At 57.2% G+C, this 18,462-nt stretch carries 16 protein-coding genes; 15 read left to right on the top strand and 1 reads right to left on the bottom strand.

The genetic code is table 11. From position 1 onward, the window contains the following. The 8 genes from murG to lpxC form a co-directional block, all read left to right on the top strand. The coding region (gene murG / locus NP596_RS13065; protein ID WP_256615819.1) for an undecaprenyldiphospho-muramoylpentapeptide beta-N-acetylglucosaminyltransferase at window positions 1-1,021 on the top strand (1,021 nt) is incomplete at its 5' end. Beyond that, a complete protein-coding gene (gene murC, locus NP596_RS13060) occupies window positions 1,018-2,466 on the top strand; it encodes a UDP-N-acetylmuramate--L-alanine ligase (protein ID WP_256615818.1) in 1,449 nt (482 codons plus the stop codon). The genes murG and murC, both read left to right, overlap by 4 nt. Next, window positions 2,463-3,353: a UDP-N-acetylmuramate dehydrogenase gene (gene murB / locus NP596_RS13055; protein WP_256615817.1), complete on the top strand. Its 891-nt coding sequence runs from the start codon at window positions 2,463-2,465 to the stop codon at window positions 3,351-3,353. The genes murC and murB overlap by 4 nt, the downstream gene beginning before the upstream one ends. After that, entirely contained in the window at window positions 3,350-4,285 is a 936-nt protein-coding gene (locus tag NP596_RS13050; protein ID WP_256615816.1) for a D-alanine--D-alanine ligase, read from the top strand. The genes murB and NP596_RS13050 overlap by 4 nt, the downstream gene beginning before the upstream one ends. A 10-nt stretch (window positions 4,286-4,295) precedes the next feature. After that, entirely contained in the window at window positions 4,296-5,045 is a 750-nt protein-coding gene (locus NP596_RS13045; RefSeq protein WP_256615815.1) for a cell division protein FtsQ/DivIB, read from the top strand. A 71-nt stretch (window positions 5,046-5,116) separates the two neighbouring features. After that, on the top strand, window positions 5,117-6,343 hold the full coding sequence (ftsA, locus tag NP596_RS13040; RefSeq protein WP_256615814.1) for a cell division protein FtsA: 1,227 nt from the start codon (window positions 5,117-5,119) through the stop codon (window positions 6,341-6,343). A gap of 24 nt (window positions 6,344-6,367) precedes the next feature. After that, a complete protein-coding gene (gene ftsZ, locus NP596_RS13035) occupies window positions 6,368-7,525 on the top strand; it encodes a cell division protein FtsZ (RefSeq protein ID WP_256615811.1) in 1,158 nt (385 codons plus the stop codon). An 81-nt stretch (window positions 7,526-7,606) separates the two neighbouring features. Next, window positions 7,607-8,533, top strand: coding sequence for a UDP-3-O-acyl-N-acetylglucosamine deacetylase (lpxC, locus tag NP596_RS13030; protein ID WP_256615809.1), 927 nt, complete (start codon window positions 7,607-7,609; stop codon window positions 8,531-8,533). A gap of 47 nt (window positions 8,534-8,580) precedes the next feature. On the opposite strand, the gene NP596_RS13025 is transcribed toward lpxC, so the two are convergent. After that, complete coding sequence (locus NP596_RS13025) at window positions 8,581-9,045, bottom strand: DciA family protein (protein ID WP_256615806.1); 465 nt, start codon at window positions 9,043-9,045, stop codon at window positions 8,581-8,583. A 37-nt stretch (window positions 9,046-9,082) separates the two neighbouring features. On the opposite strand from NP596_RS13025, the gene NP596_RS13020 reads away from it, so the two are divergent. The 7 genes from NP596_RS13020 to NP596_RS12990 all read left to right on the top strand — a co-directional run. Continuing rightward, window positions 9,083-10,861, top strand: a complete 1,779-nt coding sequence (locus NP596_RS13020; RefSeq protein WP_256615805.1) for an NAD(P)H-dependent oxidoreductase subunit E — start codon at window positions 9,083-9,085, stop codon at window positions 10,859-10,861. A 1-nt stretch (window position 10,862) separates the two neighbouring features. Beyond that, window positions 10,863-11,582, top strand: a complete 720-nt coding sequence (locus NP596_RS13015; protein ID WP_256615800.1) for a 2Fe-2S iron-sulfur cluster-binding protein — start codon at window positions 10,863-10,865, stop codon at window positions 11,580-11,582. Further along, window positions 11,569-12,105 carry an NADH-quinone oxidoreductase subunit B family protein gene (locus NP596_RS13010; RefSeq protein ID WP_256615799.1) on the top strand — a complete coding sequence of 179 codons (537 nt, stop codon included), beginning with the start codon at window positions 11,569-11,571 and terminating at the stop codon, window positions 12,103-12,105. Before NP596_RS13015 ends, NP596_RS13010 begins: the two co-directional genes overlap by 14 nt. 12 nt (window positions 12,106-12,117) lie before the next feature. Further along, complete coding sequence (locus NP596_RS13005; RefSeq protein ID WP_256615798.1) at window positions 12,118-13,608, top strand: Ni/Fe hydrogenase subunit alpha; 1,491 nt, start codon at window positions 12,118-12,120, stop codon at window positions 13,606-13,608. A 9-nt stretch (window positions 13,609-13,617) separates the two neighbouring features. Next, window positions 13,618-14,118 carry a hydrogenase maturation protease gene (locus NP596_RS13000; protein WP_256615797.1) on the top strand — a complete coding sequence of 167 codons (501 nt, stop codon included), beginning with the start codon at window positions 13,618-13,620 and terminating at the stop codon, window positions 14,116-14,118. 250 nt (window positions 14,119-14,368) lie between these two features. Further along, the gene (locus NP596_RS12995) at window positions 14,369-18,130 is read left to right on the top strand and encodes a S8 family serine peptidase (RefSeq protein WP_256615796.1); all 3,762 of its coding nucleotides are present in this window, start codon (window positions 14,369-14,371) and stop codon (window positions 18,128-18,130) included. Window positions 18,131-18,180: 50 nt separating this feature from the next. Then, on the top strand, window positions 18,181-18,462 hold a 282-nt coding region (locus tag NP596_RS12990), incomplete at its 3' end, for a hypothetical protein (RefSeq protein WP_256615795.1).

Raw genomic sequence — 18,462 nt, 5'->3', positions numbered from 1 at the left:
GGTCGCCGAGGAACTGCGCGGCCGCGGCTGGCGCGTGAGCTGGCTGGGTACCCAAACAGGCCTGGAGGGCCGGGTGGTCCCGGCCCACGGCATCGATATCGATTGGCTGGCCGTTTCCGGCATGCGCGGTAAAGGATCGTTCTCGAAACTGCTGTCGGCGTTTCGCTTGCTGCAAGCCTGCCTGCAGGCCCGGCGTATTTTACGGCAACGCCGACCCGATGTGGTATTGGGCATGGGCGGCTTCGTCGCCGGTCCCGGCGGGTTGATGGCTAAATGGCTGGGCATACCGTTAGTGGTACACGAGCAAAATCGCGTACCGGGTACTACCAACCGCTGGCTGGTGAAACTGGCGGCCAGCAAAGTGATGGAAGCCTTTCCGGACAGCTTTCCGGCGGCTGTCGGTGCGGTTTGTACCGGCAATCCCCTGCGCAAGGCTTTGCAAAGCCTTGCCGAAAAATCCGCCTGGACGCCGCAAGCATCCCGCGCCTTGCGAATTTTGGTGCTGGGCGGCAGCCAGGGGGCGAAAGTCTTGAACGATAACGTACCCGAGGCATTGGCCGGCCTGTCAAACATAGCTATCAAACACCAGACCGGCACAGCCATGCGGGACGAAGTAGCTGCCCGCTACCAAAACCTGGGCGTAAACGCCGAGGTTTTAGCGTTTATCGACGATATGTCCGCGGCCTATCAGTGGGCGGACCTGATCGTTTGCCGCGCCGGTGCCATGACGGTCAGCGAAGTGGCGGCCAGCGGCCTACCGGCGATTTTCGTGCCCTTATTGCATGCGATAGACGACCACCAGACCGCCAACGCCCGCTTTCTGACCGAAAACGGCGCGGCGTTACTGTTACCGCAACCCGAATTGAATGCAGCCAATTTGCGCAAACTCATTAATCAAGCCATGACCTCATTACCTTCGATGAGCCGAGCCGCCCAAAAACAGGCCAGACTCCATGCCACTCAAACCGTCGCGGACATCTGCGTAACGCTCGCCCCCCCGCGGGTGGAGGCGATGCCATGAACCGGCCGAATATTCACCCCGCGCAAGCCTTGGGCAGCATAGCTAAAATCCATTTTGTCGGTATCGGCGGCACTGGCATGAGCGGTATTGCGGAAGTATTATCCAATTTGGGCTACAGCGTTTCCGGCTCCGATATCAAAGCCTCCCCGGTAACCGAAAGGCTGCAAGGCATGGGGGTAAAAGTCTATTTCGAACATACGGCCGCCAATGTGGCGGATGTGGACGTGGTAGTGACCTCGACGGCAGTGGACCGCAAAAATCCGGAAATCGTCACCGCCTACGCCAATCGGATACCTGTGATTCCAAGAGCGGAAATGCTGGCCGAATTGATGCGCTTCCGCTTCGGCATCGCCGTGGCCGGTACCCACGGCAAAACCACCACCACCAGCCTGACCACCATGATGCTGGCGGAAGGCGGCCTGGATCCGACCTTCGTGATCGGCGGCCGATTGAACAGCGCCGGCAGTAACGCCAAGCTCGGTCTGGGCAAATATCTGGTCGCGGAAGCCGACGAAAGCGATGCCTCGTTTTTGTATCTGCAACCGATGATGGCGGTTGTCACCAACATCGATCAGGACCATATGGAAACCTATGGCGGCAGCTACAACCGCCTGAAGGACACCTTCATTAAATTCCTGCATCAGCTGCCGTTTTACGGCTTGGCGGTATTGTGCGTCGACGATCCCGGCGTTCAGGAAATTTTGCCGCTGATTTCCAAACCGGTAAAAACTTACGGCGTGAGCGAAACCGCCGACGTACGAGCGGTAGACATCAAGCAAGACGGCCTGCAAACCCATTTCAACGTACTGCGTTGGGACGGCTTGCCGCCCATGCAAGTGACCTTGAACCTACCCGGCTGGCACAACATGCTCAACGCGCTGGCCGCCATTACCATCGCCACCAGCTTGGGCGTGGACGACGCGGCCATCATCAAAAGCCTGGCCGAATTCACCGGCGTCGGCCGCCGCTTTCAAATCAACGGCGATCTTGAATTCGCCGGCGGCAAACTGACCTTGGTGGACGATTACGGCCACCATCCGCGCGAACTGGCGGCCACGCTGGAAGCACTGCGCCAAGCCTGGCCCGAACGCCGTAAGGTGGTAGTGTTTCAACCCCATCGTTACACCCGCACCCGCGACCTGTTCGAGGACTTCGTCGAGGTGCTGTCCAGCGTCGACGTGTTAATTTTATTGGATGTGTACTCGGCCGGCGAAGCGCCGATCAACGGCGCCGACGGCAAGGCCTTGAGCCGATCCATCCGCGTTCGCGGCCAAGTAGATCCGGTGTTCGTGCAAAACCGCGACGACTTGCCCACCCTTTTGGCCGGCATCGTACAGGCGGACGACGTAATTCTGACCATGGGCGCCGGCAATGTCGGCCAAATTGCCGCCGAACTGCCGCAAAAGCTGCAACAGGCCCTGGCATTGCAGGGGGTGTCGGCATGATGGCGGCGCTTACGCTTAGAGGCACTTTGCTCAGCAACGAACCGCTGGCCAAATACACCAGCTGGCGGGTCGGCGGCCCTGCGCAACGAATGTATCTCCCGGAAGACAAGGCCGATCTGGTCGATTTTATTGCCGGCCTGCCGGAAGGCGAGCCCTTGGTCTGGATCGGCCTCGGCAGCAATTTATTGGTCCGGGACGGCGGTATCCGCGGCACGGTGATCAATACCCGCGGGCGCTTGAAAGACATGCGGCTGGTCGATTCCGAACGGGTGTATGTCGAAGCCGGCGTGCCTTGCGCCCATGTGGCGCGGTTTTGCAGCGATTTGGGACTGACAGGCGCCGAGTTTTTGGCCGGCATTCCCGGCACCATGGGCGGCGCGCTGAAAATGAACGCCGGCGCCTTCGGCGGCGAAACCTGGAGCATCGTCGACCAGGTCGAAATGATCAACGCGCGGGGCGTGGTGATCCAGCGCGGCAAACACGAATTCGAGGTAGCCTACCGTTCCGTGAAGGGCCTTGATAACGAATGGTTCCTGTCCGCGCAGTTGCAATTGCAAAAAGGCAACAGCGAAGCCAGCCAGCAACATATCAAGGCCCTACTGGAAAAACGTAACACCAGCCAGCCGACCAATAAACCGACTTGCGGCTCGGTGTTTAAAAATCCGCCCGGCGATTTTGCGGCACGCCTGATTGAGGCCTGCGGTTTAAAAGGCTATGCCATCGGCGGCGCCGTGGTATCCGAAAAACACGCCAATTTTATCGAGAACCGAGACAACGCCACCGCGGTGGATATCGAAGCCTTGATCGAACATATTCAAACTCGGGTACTCGATCAGTTCGGAATCGCATTGCAAACCGAGGTTTGCCGCATAGGTGAAGCAGCATGAAACCGTTAACGATTACCAATCCCGCCGAATTCGGCAAAGTCGCGGTGCTGATGGGCGGCACCGCCGCCGAGCGGGAAATTTCCCTGAACAGCGGTAATGCGGTGTTCCAGGCCCTGAAGGAAAGCGGCGTCGATGCGCTGGCCGTGGATGTCGCCGGCAGCCCGATAGACGCACTGGCCGGTTTAAAGGCCGATAGAGTATTCAACATCATCCATGGCCGTGGCGGCGAAGACGGCGTGCTGCAAGCCGTGTTGGAAGTAATGGGCCTGCCGTACACCGGTTCCGGCGTGATGGCTTCCGCGCTCAGCATGGACAAGTTGCGCACCAAGCTTTGCTGGCAAGGCATGGGCTTGACCACGCCGTTATGGTTCGTGTTGAAAAACGAGCAAGACATCGATGCCTGCATCGCCGCGCTGGGTTTTCCGGTGATCGTCAAACCGGCCCAGGAAGGTTCCAGCATCGGCATGAGCAAAGCCGATAGCCGCGAAGAATTAATCGAAGCCTTGCGGGTGGCCCGGCAGTACCAATGCGATGTTTACGCGGAGCAATGGGTGCGGGGCCAGGAATATACCGTGGGCATATTGGCCGGCGAAGCGCTGCCCGCCATCCGCCTGGAAACCCCCAATGCCTTTTACGATTTCGAGGCCAAGTACCGCGCCAATACCACGCTATACCACTGTCCTTGCGGTTTGGCCGCCGAACGCGAGCAACAGCTGCAAGCCTTGGCGCTGCAAGCATGCAACGGCTTGGCGGTAAAAGGCTGGGCCAGAGTGGATGTGTTTATCGACGACAACGATTGCGCGCAATTGATTGAAGTCAATACCGTACCCGGGATGACCGACCACAGTCTGGTGCCGATGGCGGCCAAGGCGGCCGGCGTGGATTTTAACCAGCTGGTCTGGCGGATTCTGGAAACCAGCATGGCGGGCTAAGGTGTCGGGAGTGAAGTTTATTGCATTGGCCTTGTTGGTGTTGGCCGGCGGCTGGTACGGCTGGAAACAGCTGCACAGCCAGGACGCCATGAGCAGGCCGATACGCTATGTCAAGATTGAAGGCGCGTTTCAGTACACCAGCAAGGACAGGCTGAAACAGGTACTGACGCCGGAGATGAAGCGCGGTTTTTACCACGCCGACATGGACGCCATTCATCAGTTAATCAGCCATCTGCCGCTGGTAGCGGCAGTGGATGTAAAACGGGTATGGCCGGATGCGGTGCATATCAAGATCACCGAGCAAAAACCGATCGTACGCTGGGGCGACAAGGCGGTACTGAATAAACAGGGCGAGGTGTTGATACCGGACGATATCGGCGAATTTAAAAATTTGCCGCTGATTACCGGCCCCGAGGGACAGGAAAAGAAATTGCTGGAAATCATGAAGGGCGTATACATCGTATTAAAGGATAAGTCGATGCAATTGGCCGAATTTCATGTCAACGATCGCCGGGCCTGGCGAATTAAACTGGCCAGCGGTCTGGAAATGCAGTTGGGCGGCAAGGCGCCGCTGGAAAACATGCAACGTTTTTTGAAAACCATGGATTTACTGGGCGAGGAGCAAATAGCCATGATGGCCAGCGTGGATACCCGTTATCCCAACGGCTACGCAGTGACCTGGAAGCCGGATACGCCTGCAATCGATTGGAAAGCGGTTGCCGAAAATCGCAAGAACGCAGTACAGGAGCGCCGGCTTTAACGGACGCGGACAACATAATTAAAACCTTATTTACTTGTGCCCTTAGGGGTAAACGCTTATCGAGCAGAAAAATGGCCAAAAAGACAGATCGAAATTTATTAGTGGGGCTGGACATCGGCACGTCCAAGGTGGCGGCCATTGTCGGCGAGTTTCGCGGCGGCGACGAGATTGAAGTCATCGGCATCGGTACCGCACCGTCCAAGGGCTTGAAGAAAGGCATAGTCGTCAATCTGGAATCGACCGTGCACTCGATCCAGCGCGCGATCGAGGAAGCCGAGCTGATGGCCGGCTGCCAGATCAAATCCGTGTTTGCCGGTATCGCCGGCAGCCACATCAAGAGCTTGAATTCGCACGGCATTGTGGCGATCAAGGAAAAGGAAGTCACCCAGCACGACATCGACCGGGTGATCGACTCGGCGCGGGCTGTGGCGATTCCGGCCGATCAGAAAATACTGCATATCCTGCCGCAGGAGTTTGTGATCGACCAGCAGGAAGGCATCAAGGAGCCGATCGGCATGTCGGGCATCCGCCTGGAGGCCAAGGTGCACATGGTGACCAGCAGCGTCAGCGCCGAGCAGAATATCGTCAAATGCATCCGCCGCTGCGGGCTGGATGTGGACGACATCGTACTGGAGCAGTTGGCCTCCTGTTCGGCGGTGTTGACGGACGATGAAAAGGATTTGGGGGTCTGTTTGATCGACATCGGCGGCGGTACCACGGATATCGCCATCTTTTCCGAAGGCGCCATCAAACATACCGCGGTGATTCCGATTGCCGGCGACCAAGTCACCAACGACATCGCCGTGGCCTTGAGAACGCCGACCAAGAATGCCGAGGAAATCAAACGTCAACATGCCTGCGCGTTGACGGATATGGCCGACCCTCAGCACATGATCGATGTGCCGAGTATCGGCGACCGGGAACCTCGCAAAATTTCCGTGCAGAATCTGGCGGAAATTGTCGAACCGCGTTACGAGGAATTAATGTTGCTGGTACAGGCGGAATTACGCCGTAGCGGCTACGAAGATTTGATTGCGGCCGGCATGGTCATCACCGGCGGCAGTTCGCAGGTAAGAGGATTGACCGAACTGGCGGAGGAAATATTCCATATGCCGGTTCGGCTGGGGACACCGCTGCATGTGTCCGGACTGACCGATGTAGCGCAAAACCCGATCTATTCGACCGCGGTAGGCTTGCTGATTTACGGCAAGGACCACCATGGCCGGTCATTGGGTTTAAACGACGACGGAGACAATCTGTGGTCGACGATAAAAAACTGGTTTCAAGGTAATTTTTAATTTGTGTGTCTGGAGGGTGTGAAAATGAAATATGAATTAATGGACAATAGTGGCAATGCCGTTATTAAAGTCATCGGTGTTGGGGGTGGCGGCGGCAACGCGGTCAATCATATGATAGAAACCGGTATCGACGGCGTGCAGTTCATCTGCGCCAACACGGATGCTCAGGCACTGCGGCAAATGAATGTCGACACCATCGTACAACTGGGCGTGGAATTGACCAAGGGTCTGGGCGCCGGCACCCGTCCGGAAGTGGGACGGGCGGCGGCGGAAGAAAACCGCGAGCGCATCCGCGAAGTCATCCAAGGCGCCGATATGGTGTTTTTGACCGCCGGCATGGGCGGCGGCACCGGTACCGGCGCGATTACCGTGTTTGCGGAAGAAGCCAAGGAAATGGGCGTACTGACGGTGGCGGTGGTTTCCAAACCCTTCGATTTCGAAGGCACCAAGAAAAAAGCCGTGGCCGAAAACGGCCTGCGCGAACTGGAAAAACTGGTCGATTCCCTGATCATCATTCCCAACCAAAAACTGCTGCCGACCTTGGGCAATAACCGTTCGCTGGTGGAGTCGTTCCGGGTCGCCAATGACGTGTTGTTGGATGCGGTACAAGGCATCACCGAGCTGATCACCCATCCGGGTTTGATGAACGTCGACTTTGCCGACGTCCGCACCGTCATGTCCAACATGGGTAGCGCCATTATGGGCACCGGCGTCGCCAGCGGCGAAAACCGCTCCCGTCTGGCGGCCGAAAAAGCCATTGCCTGCCCGCTGCTGGAAGACATCAACCTGCAAGGCGCCCGCGGCATTCTGGTTAACGTCACCTCCAACGGCGATCTGGGCCTGAACGAGTTCGACGAAATCGGCAGCATCATGCATGCCTTCGCCTCCGAGGATGCCGACATCAAAATCGGTATGGCGGTCAACCCCTCCATGGGTACCGAAGTCAAGGTTACCGTGGTGGCGACCGGCATGGGCGAAAAGGTCAAAGCCAGCGCGCCGATTAAATTGGTGCCTAAAGTCGCCGCCGGCGAAGTCAGCTACGACCAGTTGGACAAGCCTACCGTGATTCGGAATCAAAGACCGGATGCGACCCGCGAAACCCGTTTCGGCGCGCAGCCTAGAACCGATGCCGATTTGGAATATTTGGACGTTCCGGCCTTTTTAAGACGCCAAGCGGACTAAATACCCGCCTAAGCTTATGGGGGAGCTATCATAAATTATGGTAGACTTCCCCGCTTTGTTTTATTTATCTGCCGGCATTTCATGATCAAACAACGCACTCTCAAAAACACCATTCGGGCCACTGGCGTTGGCTTGCACACAGGCGACAAAGTCTATCTGACGCTACATCCGGCCGAAGCCAATAGCGGCATCCGCTTCCGGCGCGTCGATCTGGAAACTCCGGTGACCATAGAAGCCCGGCCGGAAAATGTCGGCGAAACCAAACTCTCCACCACCCTGACCAGCGGCAATGTCAAAGTCTCTACCGTGGAGCATCTGTTGTCCGCCATGGCGGGGCTGGGCATCGATAACGCCATCATCGACGTCAGCGCGCCGGAAGTACCCATCATGGACGGTAGCGCGGGCCCGTTCGTATTCCTGCTGCAATCGGCCGGCGTGGTGGAGCAGGATGCCCCCAAGCAATACATACGCATCAAACGCCCGATCCGGGTGGAAGACGCCGATAAATGGGCGGCATTCGAGCCTTTCGACGGCTTTAAAGTCACTTTTACCATCGATTTCGAACATCCGGCTTTTTCGGAGCATTTGAAAACGGCGGTGATGGATTTTTCCTCCACCACCTTCGTCAAGGAAGTCAGCCGCGCCCGCACTTTCGGCTTTATGCGCGACATCGAATTCTTACGGGAAAACAATCTGGCCTTGGGCGGCAGCCTGGACAATGCCATCGTGGTCGACGACGACAAGGTATTGAACGAGGACGGCTTGCGTTATGCCGACGAGTTCGTCAAACACAAAATACTCGACGCCATCGGCGACCTGTATCTGCTGGGCCATAGCCTGATCGGCGAATATCAGGGCTTTAAATCGGGGCATGCGCTGAATAACAAACTGTTGCTGACCTTGCTGGAAAACAAAGACGCCTGGGAAATGGTCACCTTCGAAAATGCCGGCGACGCACCTATTTCTTATATGCGCTCCGCCCAATCGTCCGCTCCACTAGCCGGTTAAAGCTCCGCCCATCTTGCAAAACGCGCTTAAAAACCGCTTGATTTCGGTCAACCGGCTTTAAGCGCCAAGCGCTTCCTGAGCGTACGCCCCAATTTGGCCAAGGCTAAATCCAGGGCGTCGCCACTCTCATCGTCTATTTGGCCGAAAATGCCGGCAACGGTTTCGGCGGAAGGCAATCGCACAATTCGCTTGCGTGACCCGTGTGTTGCGGACAATATTATCTTGACCTGCACGCTAAGAATGTTTTGATGCCCGCCCGCCCGCATGTCATTCAGGATTAACTGATTAAAAAAACGGATTTGCGATGCCCAAACCGCCGAATCGGTATACACTAATAAACGAGTATTACTAAGCACGCAATGAACGGCATGTTCGGCAATATCGGCAGGCAAACTGTTTTGCACTCGGTTTAATAATTGCTTTTGTTCGGCTATTTTCTCCAGGCAAACAGCCAACGGCCGGCCGTTAAAGTCCATGGCCGGCTTAAACAAAGGTTTTTTTGAGTGATTCATAATCGTCCAAGCAACTTAAATAACCGGTAACACTACGATGAAAACGTTTCTAACCGCAATTCTGACAGAAGCAGACTACCAGCCGGTTAGGCTGCTATCCCTACTGAGAAAAATTCAGGCTCAATACCGGCATATCCCGGCGGAAGCGATCGACTATCTGGCCGAGGCGCTGCAAATTCCCCGCACCCAGATCATCGCGGTGGTGGAATTCTACAGTTTTCTGCATTTAACGCCACAAGGCCGCTACGACATTTTGATCAGCGATTCGATTACCGACCGCATGCTGGACAAGGAAAATCTTTTAGGCTACCTGTCCAGCATGCTCAAGGTTAACCCCGGCGAGGTACGCGCCGATGGACTGGTAAGCCTGAATAATACTTCCTGTACCGGCATGTGCGACCAAGGGCCGGCGGGACTTGTCAACGGCTTGCCGCTAACCCGGCTGGACCGGCCCAGAATCGACCAAATCGCGGCCTCGATAGAACGACAACTGCCCGTTTCCGAATGGCCCGACTATTTGTTCGCCGTTAACGACAACATTTACAAAGCAGGTCTGCTGCTGAACGCCCCCATTGCAAAAGGCGCGGCCATTACCGGCGCCTTCAACCGGGGCTTGGCGGCCACCTTGGCGGAACTGGACCGTTCGGGTTTGCGCGGCCGCGGCGGCGCGGGGTTTAAAACCGCCGCCAAATGGCGTTTCTGCGCGGAAGAAACCGCCGAACACCATTATGTGGTGTGCAATGCCGACGAAGGCGAGCCTGGCACCTTCAAGGACCGGGTGTTATTGAACAGCCATGCCGATCAGGTATTCGAGGGCATGACGCTGGCTGCCGCCATTATCGGCGCCAAGCAAGGCTTCCTGTATTTGCGCGGCGAATACCTGCATCTGTTCGATAAATTACAAGCCGTACTGCAACAACGCCGCGCGGACGGACTGTTGGGGGAAAATATTCTGGATCTCGGCCTGGATTTCGATATCGAGATTTGCCTCGGCGCCGGCGCCTACATCTGCGGCGAAGAGTCGGCCCTGATCGAATCGCTGGAAGGCAAACCCGGCATTCCCCGTAACCGTCCGCCTTATCCGGTCACCAGCGGCTACTTGAACCAACCCACGGTCGTCAACAACGTGGAAACCTTTCTGGCCGCCGCCAAAATTGCCGTGCAGGGCGGCGACTGGTTCGCCGGCTTCGGCACCGACAAATCCGCCGGCAGCAAGATTTTAAGCATCTGCGGCGATTGCGCCCGCCCCGGCATTTACGAATACCCATTCGGCGTCAACATCGAACAAATCCTGGCCGATTGCGGCGCTACGGATGTACTGGGCGTACAGATCGGCGGCCCTTCCGGGACCTTTATCTCCAACAAGGAATTCAAACGCCAACTGGCTTTCGAGGATTTGGCCACCGGCGGCTCTTTCATCGTCTTTAACGACAGCCGCAACGTGCTGGACATCGTGCAAAATTTCACCCACTTTTTCGCCCATGAAAGTTGCGGTTTCTGCACACCCTGCCGGGTCGGCACCTCGCTGCTGAAAAAACAACTGGATAAAATCATCGACGGCCACGGCTCGGCCGGCGATGTCGTGGAACTGGAAAGCTTGTGCCAATTGGTAAAAAGCCACAGCCATTGCGGCCTGGGGCAAACCGCCGCCAACCCGATTCTGACCACTTTGCAGCGTTATCCGGATCTGTATCAAAAACGCTTGAAAAATATCAGCTACGAGCCGGGTTTCGATTTGGACGGCGCATTGGAAACCGCCCGCCGCATGGCGCGGCGCAACGACGCCGGCGCGCACTTATCGCAAGTGGAGGATTAACATGACAGGCACTATCAACATAGACGGTCAAAACATACCGTTCGAGGACGGCCAAACCATCATCGAAGCCGCTACCGCCGCCGGCGTCTATATCCCGCATCTATGCCACCAACCCGGTTACACGCCGCATGGCAGTTGCAAGCTATGCACGGTCAAAGTCAACGGCCGCAACTGCTCGGCCTGCACCTTCCCCGCCTCAGAGGGGCAAACGGTCATCAACAACAGCGCGGAATTGGAACAGGACAGGCGCCGCATCACCCAGATGCTGTTCGTGGAAGGCAATCACTTATGCCCGTCCTGCGAAAAATCCGGCAATTGCCAACTACAGGGCGTGGCCTACCATCTGAACATGCTGGACAACCACTACCCGCATTTTTACGCCCACAGGGAAATGGACGCGTCGCATCCGGATATTTTGATCGACCACAACCGCTGCATTTTCTGCAACCTCTGCGTGCGCGCCAGCAAGGAGAAGGACGGCAAAAACGTGTTCGGCATCGCCGGGCGCGGCATCAACAAACGCTTGATCGTCAATTCGCCCAGCGGACAACTGAAAGACAGCGACATAGCCGTCGACGATTGCGCCGCCCACATTTGCCCGACCGGCGCCATATTGATCAAACGCACCGGTTATCAAGTGCCCATAGGCCAGCGCATTTACGACCACCAACATATCAGCGAAGTGGCATTAGCCCAGGAGGGCCCCCATGGCCAAGATTAAAGTTGCGACTACTTCGCTGGCCGGCTGCTTCGGTTGCCATATGTCGTTTCTGGATCTGGACGAACGTCTGGTGACCCTGGCGGAAGTGGCGGAATTCGACCGCTCGCCGATCACCGACATCGAACACTGCGGCCCGTGCGATATCGGTTTGATCGAAGGCGGGGTCTGCAATTCCGAAAACGTGCATGTGCTGCGCGAGTTTCGTAAAAACTGCAAGATTCTGGTCGCCGTCGGCGCCTGCGCCATCAACGGCGGCCTGCCCGCCATGCGCAACTCCATTTCCCTGGAATCCTGCCTGCTGGAAGCCTATCGCGACGGCATCGGCGTCGAGAACGCGCAAATCCCCAGCGATCCGGAATTGCCGCTGTTACTGGATAAGGTACATCCCATCCATGAAATCGTCAAAATCGACTATTTCTTGCCGGGTTGCCCACCGTCCGCCGACGTATTCTGGAGTTTTCTGACCGCCTTGCTGGAAGGCCGCGAACCGTCTTTCCCTTATGAATTAGTCCATTACGACTGATAAGGAATCATTATGTACGAACATCTGGAAACCGCCCCAAATCCCGCCAAGCTGAAGCGGGTAGTCGTCGACCCTGTCTCCCGCGTCGAAGGCCACGGCAAGGTCACCTTATTGCTGGACGAAAACAACAAAGTGCAACAGGCCCGCCTGCATATCGTCGAGTTTCGCGGCTTCGAAAAATTCATCCAGGGCCGGCCTTACTGGGAGCTGCCGGTACTGGTGCAACGGCTGTGCGGCATTTGCCCGGTCAGCCACCACTTGGCCGCCGCCAAGGCCATAGACCAACTGGTCGGCATCGACCCCGCCGATTTGCCGCCCGCGGCCGACAAACTGCGCCGCTTGTTGCATTTCGGCCAAGTTCTGCAATCGCATGCGCTGCACTTTTTCCACCTTTCCAGCCCGGATTTGCTATTCGGTTTCGAAAGCGACATCGGCAAACGCAACATCATTGCCGTACTGGGCGATTATCCCGACATCGGCCTGCAAGGCGTCAAGTTGCGCAAATACGGCCAGGAAGTGATACGCATGGTGTCCGGTAAGCGGGTGCACGGTACCGGCGCGATTGCCGGCGGCATGAACAAGGCCTTGAGCAAGGAAGAACGCGATTATTTGCTGGAAGATATCGACCGGATCGTCGCCTGGGCCGACGCCTCGGTGGACTTGATCAAAAAAGTCCACACCGCCAATCTGCCGTATTACGACGATTTCGCCACCATTCGCAGCAATTATCTCGGCTTGGTCAAGCCCAACGGCGCGCTGGAGTTGTATCACGGCGGCATCCGGGCCAAAAACGATAACGGCGAAACCATTGTCGATCACTTCGATTATTGCAACTACACCGATCTGATCCACGAAGAAGTCCGTTCCTGGAGCTACATGAAGTTCCCTTACCTGACTTCCATCGGCAAGGCGGACGGCTGGTATCGTGTCGGCCCCTTGGCGCGGGTGAATAACTGCGACTTTATCGATACGCCGTTGGCGGAAGCCGCCCGAGTCGACTTTAAACAACACAGCCCGGAAGCCATGGTACACAGTACGCTGGCCTTCCATTGGGCGCGCCTGATCGAATTGCTGCATTGCGCGGAAAGCATCAAAATCCTGCTGCACGATCCGGACGTGATGAGTAGCGATCTGGTGGCCAAGGGCGAAAAACGCTACGAGGGCATAGGCGTCATCGAAGCGCCGCGCGGCACGCTGTTTCACCATTATCAGGTCGACGAAAACGACATCGTCACCAAGGCCAACCTGATCGTGTCCACCACCAGCAACAACATGGGCATGAACGAATCGGTACGGCAAGTGGCGGCGGAATACCTTTCCGGCCGGGAATTGACCGAACCGTTGTTGAACAATCTGGAAGTGGCGATTCGAGCTTACGACCCTTGTCTGTCCTGCGCCACGCACGCTGTGGGTAAAATGCCGCTGCAACTGGAATTGCTCGATGCCCAAGGCGACATGATAGACCGCTTGGTGCGCCACGGCGACGGCAGTTTCGAACATTAAGCGGCCGGCATGACAAAACCCATCCTGGTGTTCGGCTACGGCAACCTCAGCCGCGGCGACGATGCCGTTGGCCCGCTGTTGCTGGCCCATCTGGAGCAACACGCGGATTTGAGCCGCGTAGAGCTGCTGACCGACTTTCAACTGCAAATCGAGCATGCGCTGGATTTGCAGAATCGGGAATTGGTCATATTTGTCGATGCGGCGGTCAGCGGCGACAGCCCGTTCGGGTTTAGCCGTCTCGCCCCCCGCCGGGACAACAGCTACACCAGTCACGCCATGAGTCCCGTAGCGTTGTTGCAAGTATTCGAAAACATAACCGGCGAAATGGCCCCGCCCGGCTTTTTGTTGAGTATCAAGACTACATCGTTCGAGCTGGGCGACGGCTTAAGCGCAAGCGCGGAAGACCATCTGCGGCAGGCCTGCCGATTTGCCGAACGGATTCTTGCACTGCCCGCCCGCAAAATCCTTGCGGCCGCCGAGGAATACCGCGAAACCGCCAGCCATTGCTAAGAACGCTTCGATGACAGCGTCATCCTCGCGAATGCAGTAAAGACGCGGCCGATTCGGCGCCTTCCCAAAACACCGGGCGGACAGGCTCCCGCAGGGTTCCGTCTCCCTAATCAGCTGACGCAAAAGGCTCTTGACAAACACCCTGGAGAAGACGCTAATAACCATAAAAGCCGTATGTTTTAGCGCGGAACCATGGCAGTGGGTTTTGCCGTTTTGCCCGACCGCTACCCGTAACGATAGGAGGTGCGATATGTTTACCAAGAACCGCCGGACAGCGTTCTGGCTTGCCGTCTTTTTGGCGCTTGGCGCACCGGGTTACGCACACGACAAACACGATCCCGGCGTGGGTTTTCTTGACACCCTGAATACCGGCATGAGCCCGCCTTACCTGATAGCCGGGCAAGCCGGCGAAGTTTTGTTCAGCCTGGAAATTGCCGATAAGAACCTGCGTTTTTCGGAACACCTGATCCTGGAACAACAAAAACAGTTGCCGAATGGCCGTACGGTTTTCGTGCCCATCGCACTATTGCGCGACGCCGCCAAACCCGGCGGAAGCTGCCCCTCGTCCCATCGCGATAAAAAACAGGGCGGCCGCTGCCCATCCGGCCGCCACGGCCAAGCGCGCCAGGACGAGCGCGACGGCATTTTCACCGGCACGGCAAAATTTCAAGAGGCCGCATCCGGAACGGTGTATGTCCGGGTCAAAGGTTTGGAAACCCGCCGCCATCAAATCCTGGTTTCCGCGCTGTTTCCGCTTGCCGTGCAGCATGCCTGCGGGCCTACCGGCAATGTGTTGCCGATTAAAATATTCGAGGCCGAGAGCGGCAAGCCGCAATCCCGGCTGTTCGAATTCGATGTCCCGCGCGGCGGTAAGGCCGTATTGCGCTTGGTGAACGGCGCCCGGGTCGGCGCGCCTGTCGGCGATCGGCTCTCAAGCGCCAAGGTCGCCGTCAACTCTCAACGGATCGGTATCGTCAATAAAAGTATCAACGTTACCGAAATCCCCGTCCGCTTGAACGCAGGCGGCAACCGGCTCGAATTGACCGCTGTCAAGGCCCGGCCCGGGCAACGTTTATCGGCCCGCATCGATACCTGCGCCGACACCCTCGAACTGCAACCGGTACTAGATACCCAGGCTGTCGGAGCGGCATTAACCGCGCAAGCAACTTTAAGCGGTCTCGGCTTGCCCATAGTTGATGTTCCCATAGCATTTACCATCTCAGGACTCGGCGATGTATCCACAGCGACCGTATCCACGGACGCGGCGGGGGTAGCCTCGGCAACCTTTACAGCGTTTACAGTGGCTGGGAGCGGACAACTGACCGCCTCGACGCCAACGGTCAAGCCCGCGCTCAGCGACGTCATTAGCCTTGAAGTCGTTACTGCGCCCAACATCGGCCTCCGCAAGGGCAGTTCGTACCTTTTTGTCAAAGCCGGCGAAACGGTCAGATTTCCGTTCTTCGCCGATTTATTCAAAGCCGACAACCAGGCCTACCAAGCCAACTTCGTCCAGGTTACCTCACCCGATAACGGCGGCGTTAGCTTGACGCCCGATGCGGTTCAGACCGTCACGTTTAGCGCGCCGTTGCCGGGAAACGAAACCAAACCCCGCATCCAGGAAGTCCCCATCGACTTTACCGGCGTAACACCTGGCCGCTACACAGTTACTTCGCGGCTGACGCTGGCCGGCAGCGGCGAAACAGTCAGCACGGATGTAGCCGTGGAAGTGTCTCCCGCCCAGGACGTACTGACGATAGCCAGGCCCAATATTGTGCCCGGAGCCATTCCGGTCAATTCGCCGGCGACAGTATCTTTCCAGGCCGCCGCCAGCGGCGTAACGGTGTTCCCGGACACCCTAGTGTTGCAGAAATGCACTCCCGCGGGTTCCGCCTGCACAAATACCCTGGCGGATTCCGGCTGGGAGACCGTGGGTCAACTATTTAACGGCGGCAACGGAATCTATACGGCGGAAATTCCGGTGAGCGCATCCAGCGAAGGGCAATTGCTGTACCGAGCAACCGGACAGAGCGGCCTTAGCCTTACCCCCAGCCTATCTGGCACGACTATTCTCCAGGTGTCGCGCTTTCCTAACGGCCCCGACACAGCGGTTGCTGATATTCTGGAAAACCCGGCAAACGGCGAATTTTGGGTCGCGGAAAATGTGCTGGTCAGCTTTTTGGCCGGCACGTCTCCAGACCGCATCGAAGAAATCGTGGCGGAAACCACCCGCGCGGTTAACGGCCATCCCGGCCGAATAAGCGGCCAAATTCCGGAAATAGGACTATTTCAGGTTGAGCTGGCCGTCAATACCGGCCTGTCCGACCGCCAACGCATCGAGTCGATAACCTCGGCAATCGGCCTATTCAAAAGCTACGATGAAGTGCGCAACGCCGGACCCAACATCGCCGGCTTTCCAGCTGGCCAAGCCGACGATGGCGGTATAAAACAATGGGGCCTGCCGCGTATACACACGCTTGAGGCATGGGACACACTTGCCGGTGCGCAGCCGGGTACAGACAGCCTGGGTACCGCCGTAGGCGTTGCGGTTGTCGATAGCGGCGTTGATGCCTCGCACAACGACCTGGTAGGGCAAGTTGTCTCTGACAGCGGCAGCAGCACTAGCGAGCATGCTACCGCTATCGCTGCCATCATAGCCGCCAAGCACGGCAACGGCGGCATTTCCGGCATCGCGTACGGCGCCAAAATTTACTCATACGGCAGTAACTATAACCTGGGACCACGCGTTGCCGGCGTGATTGCCGCCGCCAACCAAGCTAACGTAAAAGTCATTAACTTGAGTTGGGAGCAAGTCACCAGCGAACAAAACGAACTAAAGTGCGCCTTAAGATATGCCGCTTTCTCCTCCAACACACCCATCACTACGAGTGACTTGAATTGCGACTCACTGGGTGCGACAGCCACCGGCCACGACAAACTGATTGTGGCCGCCGCCGGCAACGGCTATGATCCGGCGACTCATTCTTATACACCCGTGAACATCGTCGACCATTCGGAAAACGGCGCCCACCGCTATCCTTGCTCCTGGTCGGACTTGGTATTATGCGTCGGTAACAGCACGGTAAGCGACCCAACGGCTGTGAGTACTACCGCCCCCCAAAGCACCACCACCGATATTCTGCATACGGCCACGGCCAGCAATCCCGCTTGGCCGAGCACGGCCAGCGACCCCAGCAACGGCTGCGACACCCGGAACCCCAGCAACTTCGGGCCGGCAGTCGATATTTATGCACCGGGCACCTGTATTTATACCGCAACTGCCAGCGCCAACGGCTATGCCAGACAAACCGGCACTTCTTTCGCCGCCCCGCATGTCGCCGCCGCCGCCGCGGTGCTTTGGGGCGAATTGGGCTTAACCGCGTCCGCGCAGAGTGTCGTCAACCAATTGAGCCGATGCAGCAGCGCCAACAGAAATGTCGAAGGAAAACCGTCGCTGGATCTTTTCAGGGCCGTCAGCCAAAAAGCCCACATCAATTTGGTCCGCGGCGAATCCGATTTCAAAAGCCTGTTCGGGGTCTATAACACGCTAACCGGTAAGGGGCGAATCCTGTTCAACATCCAGACCCCGGGCGGAATGCAGACCGCGACATTCAATCTGCTGAAAACGCTTTATCTGGAAGACCGGCAAAACATCGGCTATTTCTTCATCCCTAACGGCGCCAATCTGAACCAGCGTCCCGGCGATCAAACCAGTAACCTTGATCCCTATACTGGAGCCGATTTAATCGTTGAACCCATTCAGACAGGCTCGAATATCTTTTGCGTAAAAGACGCCGGCGTCTGCTTGAACGGCGAAGGCAACTTCGCTTACTTTAGCGAACAAAGCAAAAATGCCGACGGCGCGGTGCACGTGGTGAGCGACAGAGTCAGTAAAACGCCATTTGATGTATCGCAGGGAGGCAGCCAGTTTTGGGAGGATCTACCTTTCCAAAATAGCGACTTGGACTACAACGACGCCGAAATCAATATTACTTTCGACCGTTTTTGCCAGTAAGCCGATAACGTACCGCGAACCGGCATGATTAATTTTTTACCGAACAGACTATGAAAAATAAGCACGATACCGCCGGATCGAACGGCCGCAGCCAGACCCGCTGCCTCGAAAGCCGGTTCATCGCCGTGTGTTGCCTAACGTTGCTTCCCACGGCGGCCGCCAAGGCCCAGAGCCTGGACGAACAAATCAACACGCTGCTGGCGCAAGGCGCCGATTTCGAGTTTTGTGCGGCTTTGGTCGGCAACGACCCGCGCACCCTGGGATTACCCGACAACTTCGGCCCCCAATTGCAAACCCTTTGCGAAACCGGCGGCGTGGGCGGCGGCCCCGGC

This window comes from Methylomonas rivi (genome assembly GCF_024505165.1).
Classification (GTDB): domain Bacteria; phylum Pseudomonadota; class Gammaproteobacteria; order Methylococcales; family Methylomonadaceae; genus Methylomonas; species Methylomonas rivi.
Note: the sequence above shows the minus strand (reverse complement) of the source record. Positions and strands in the feature narration are given on the sequence as shown.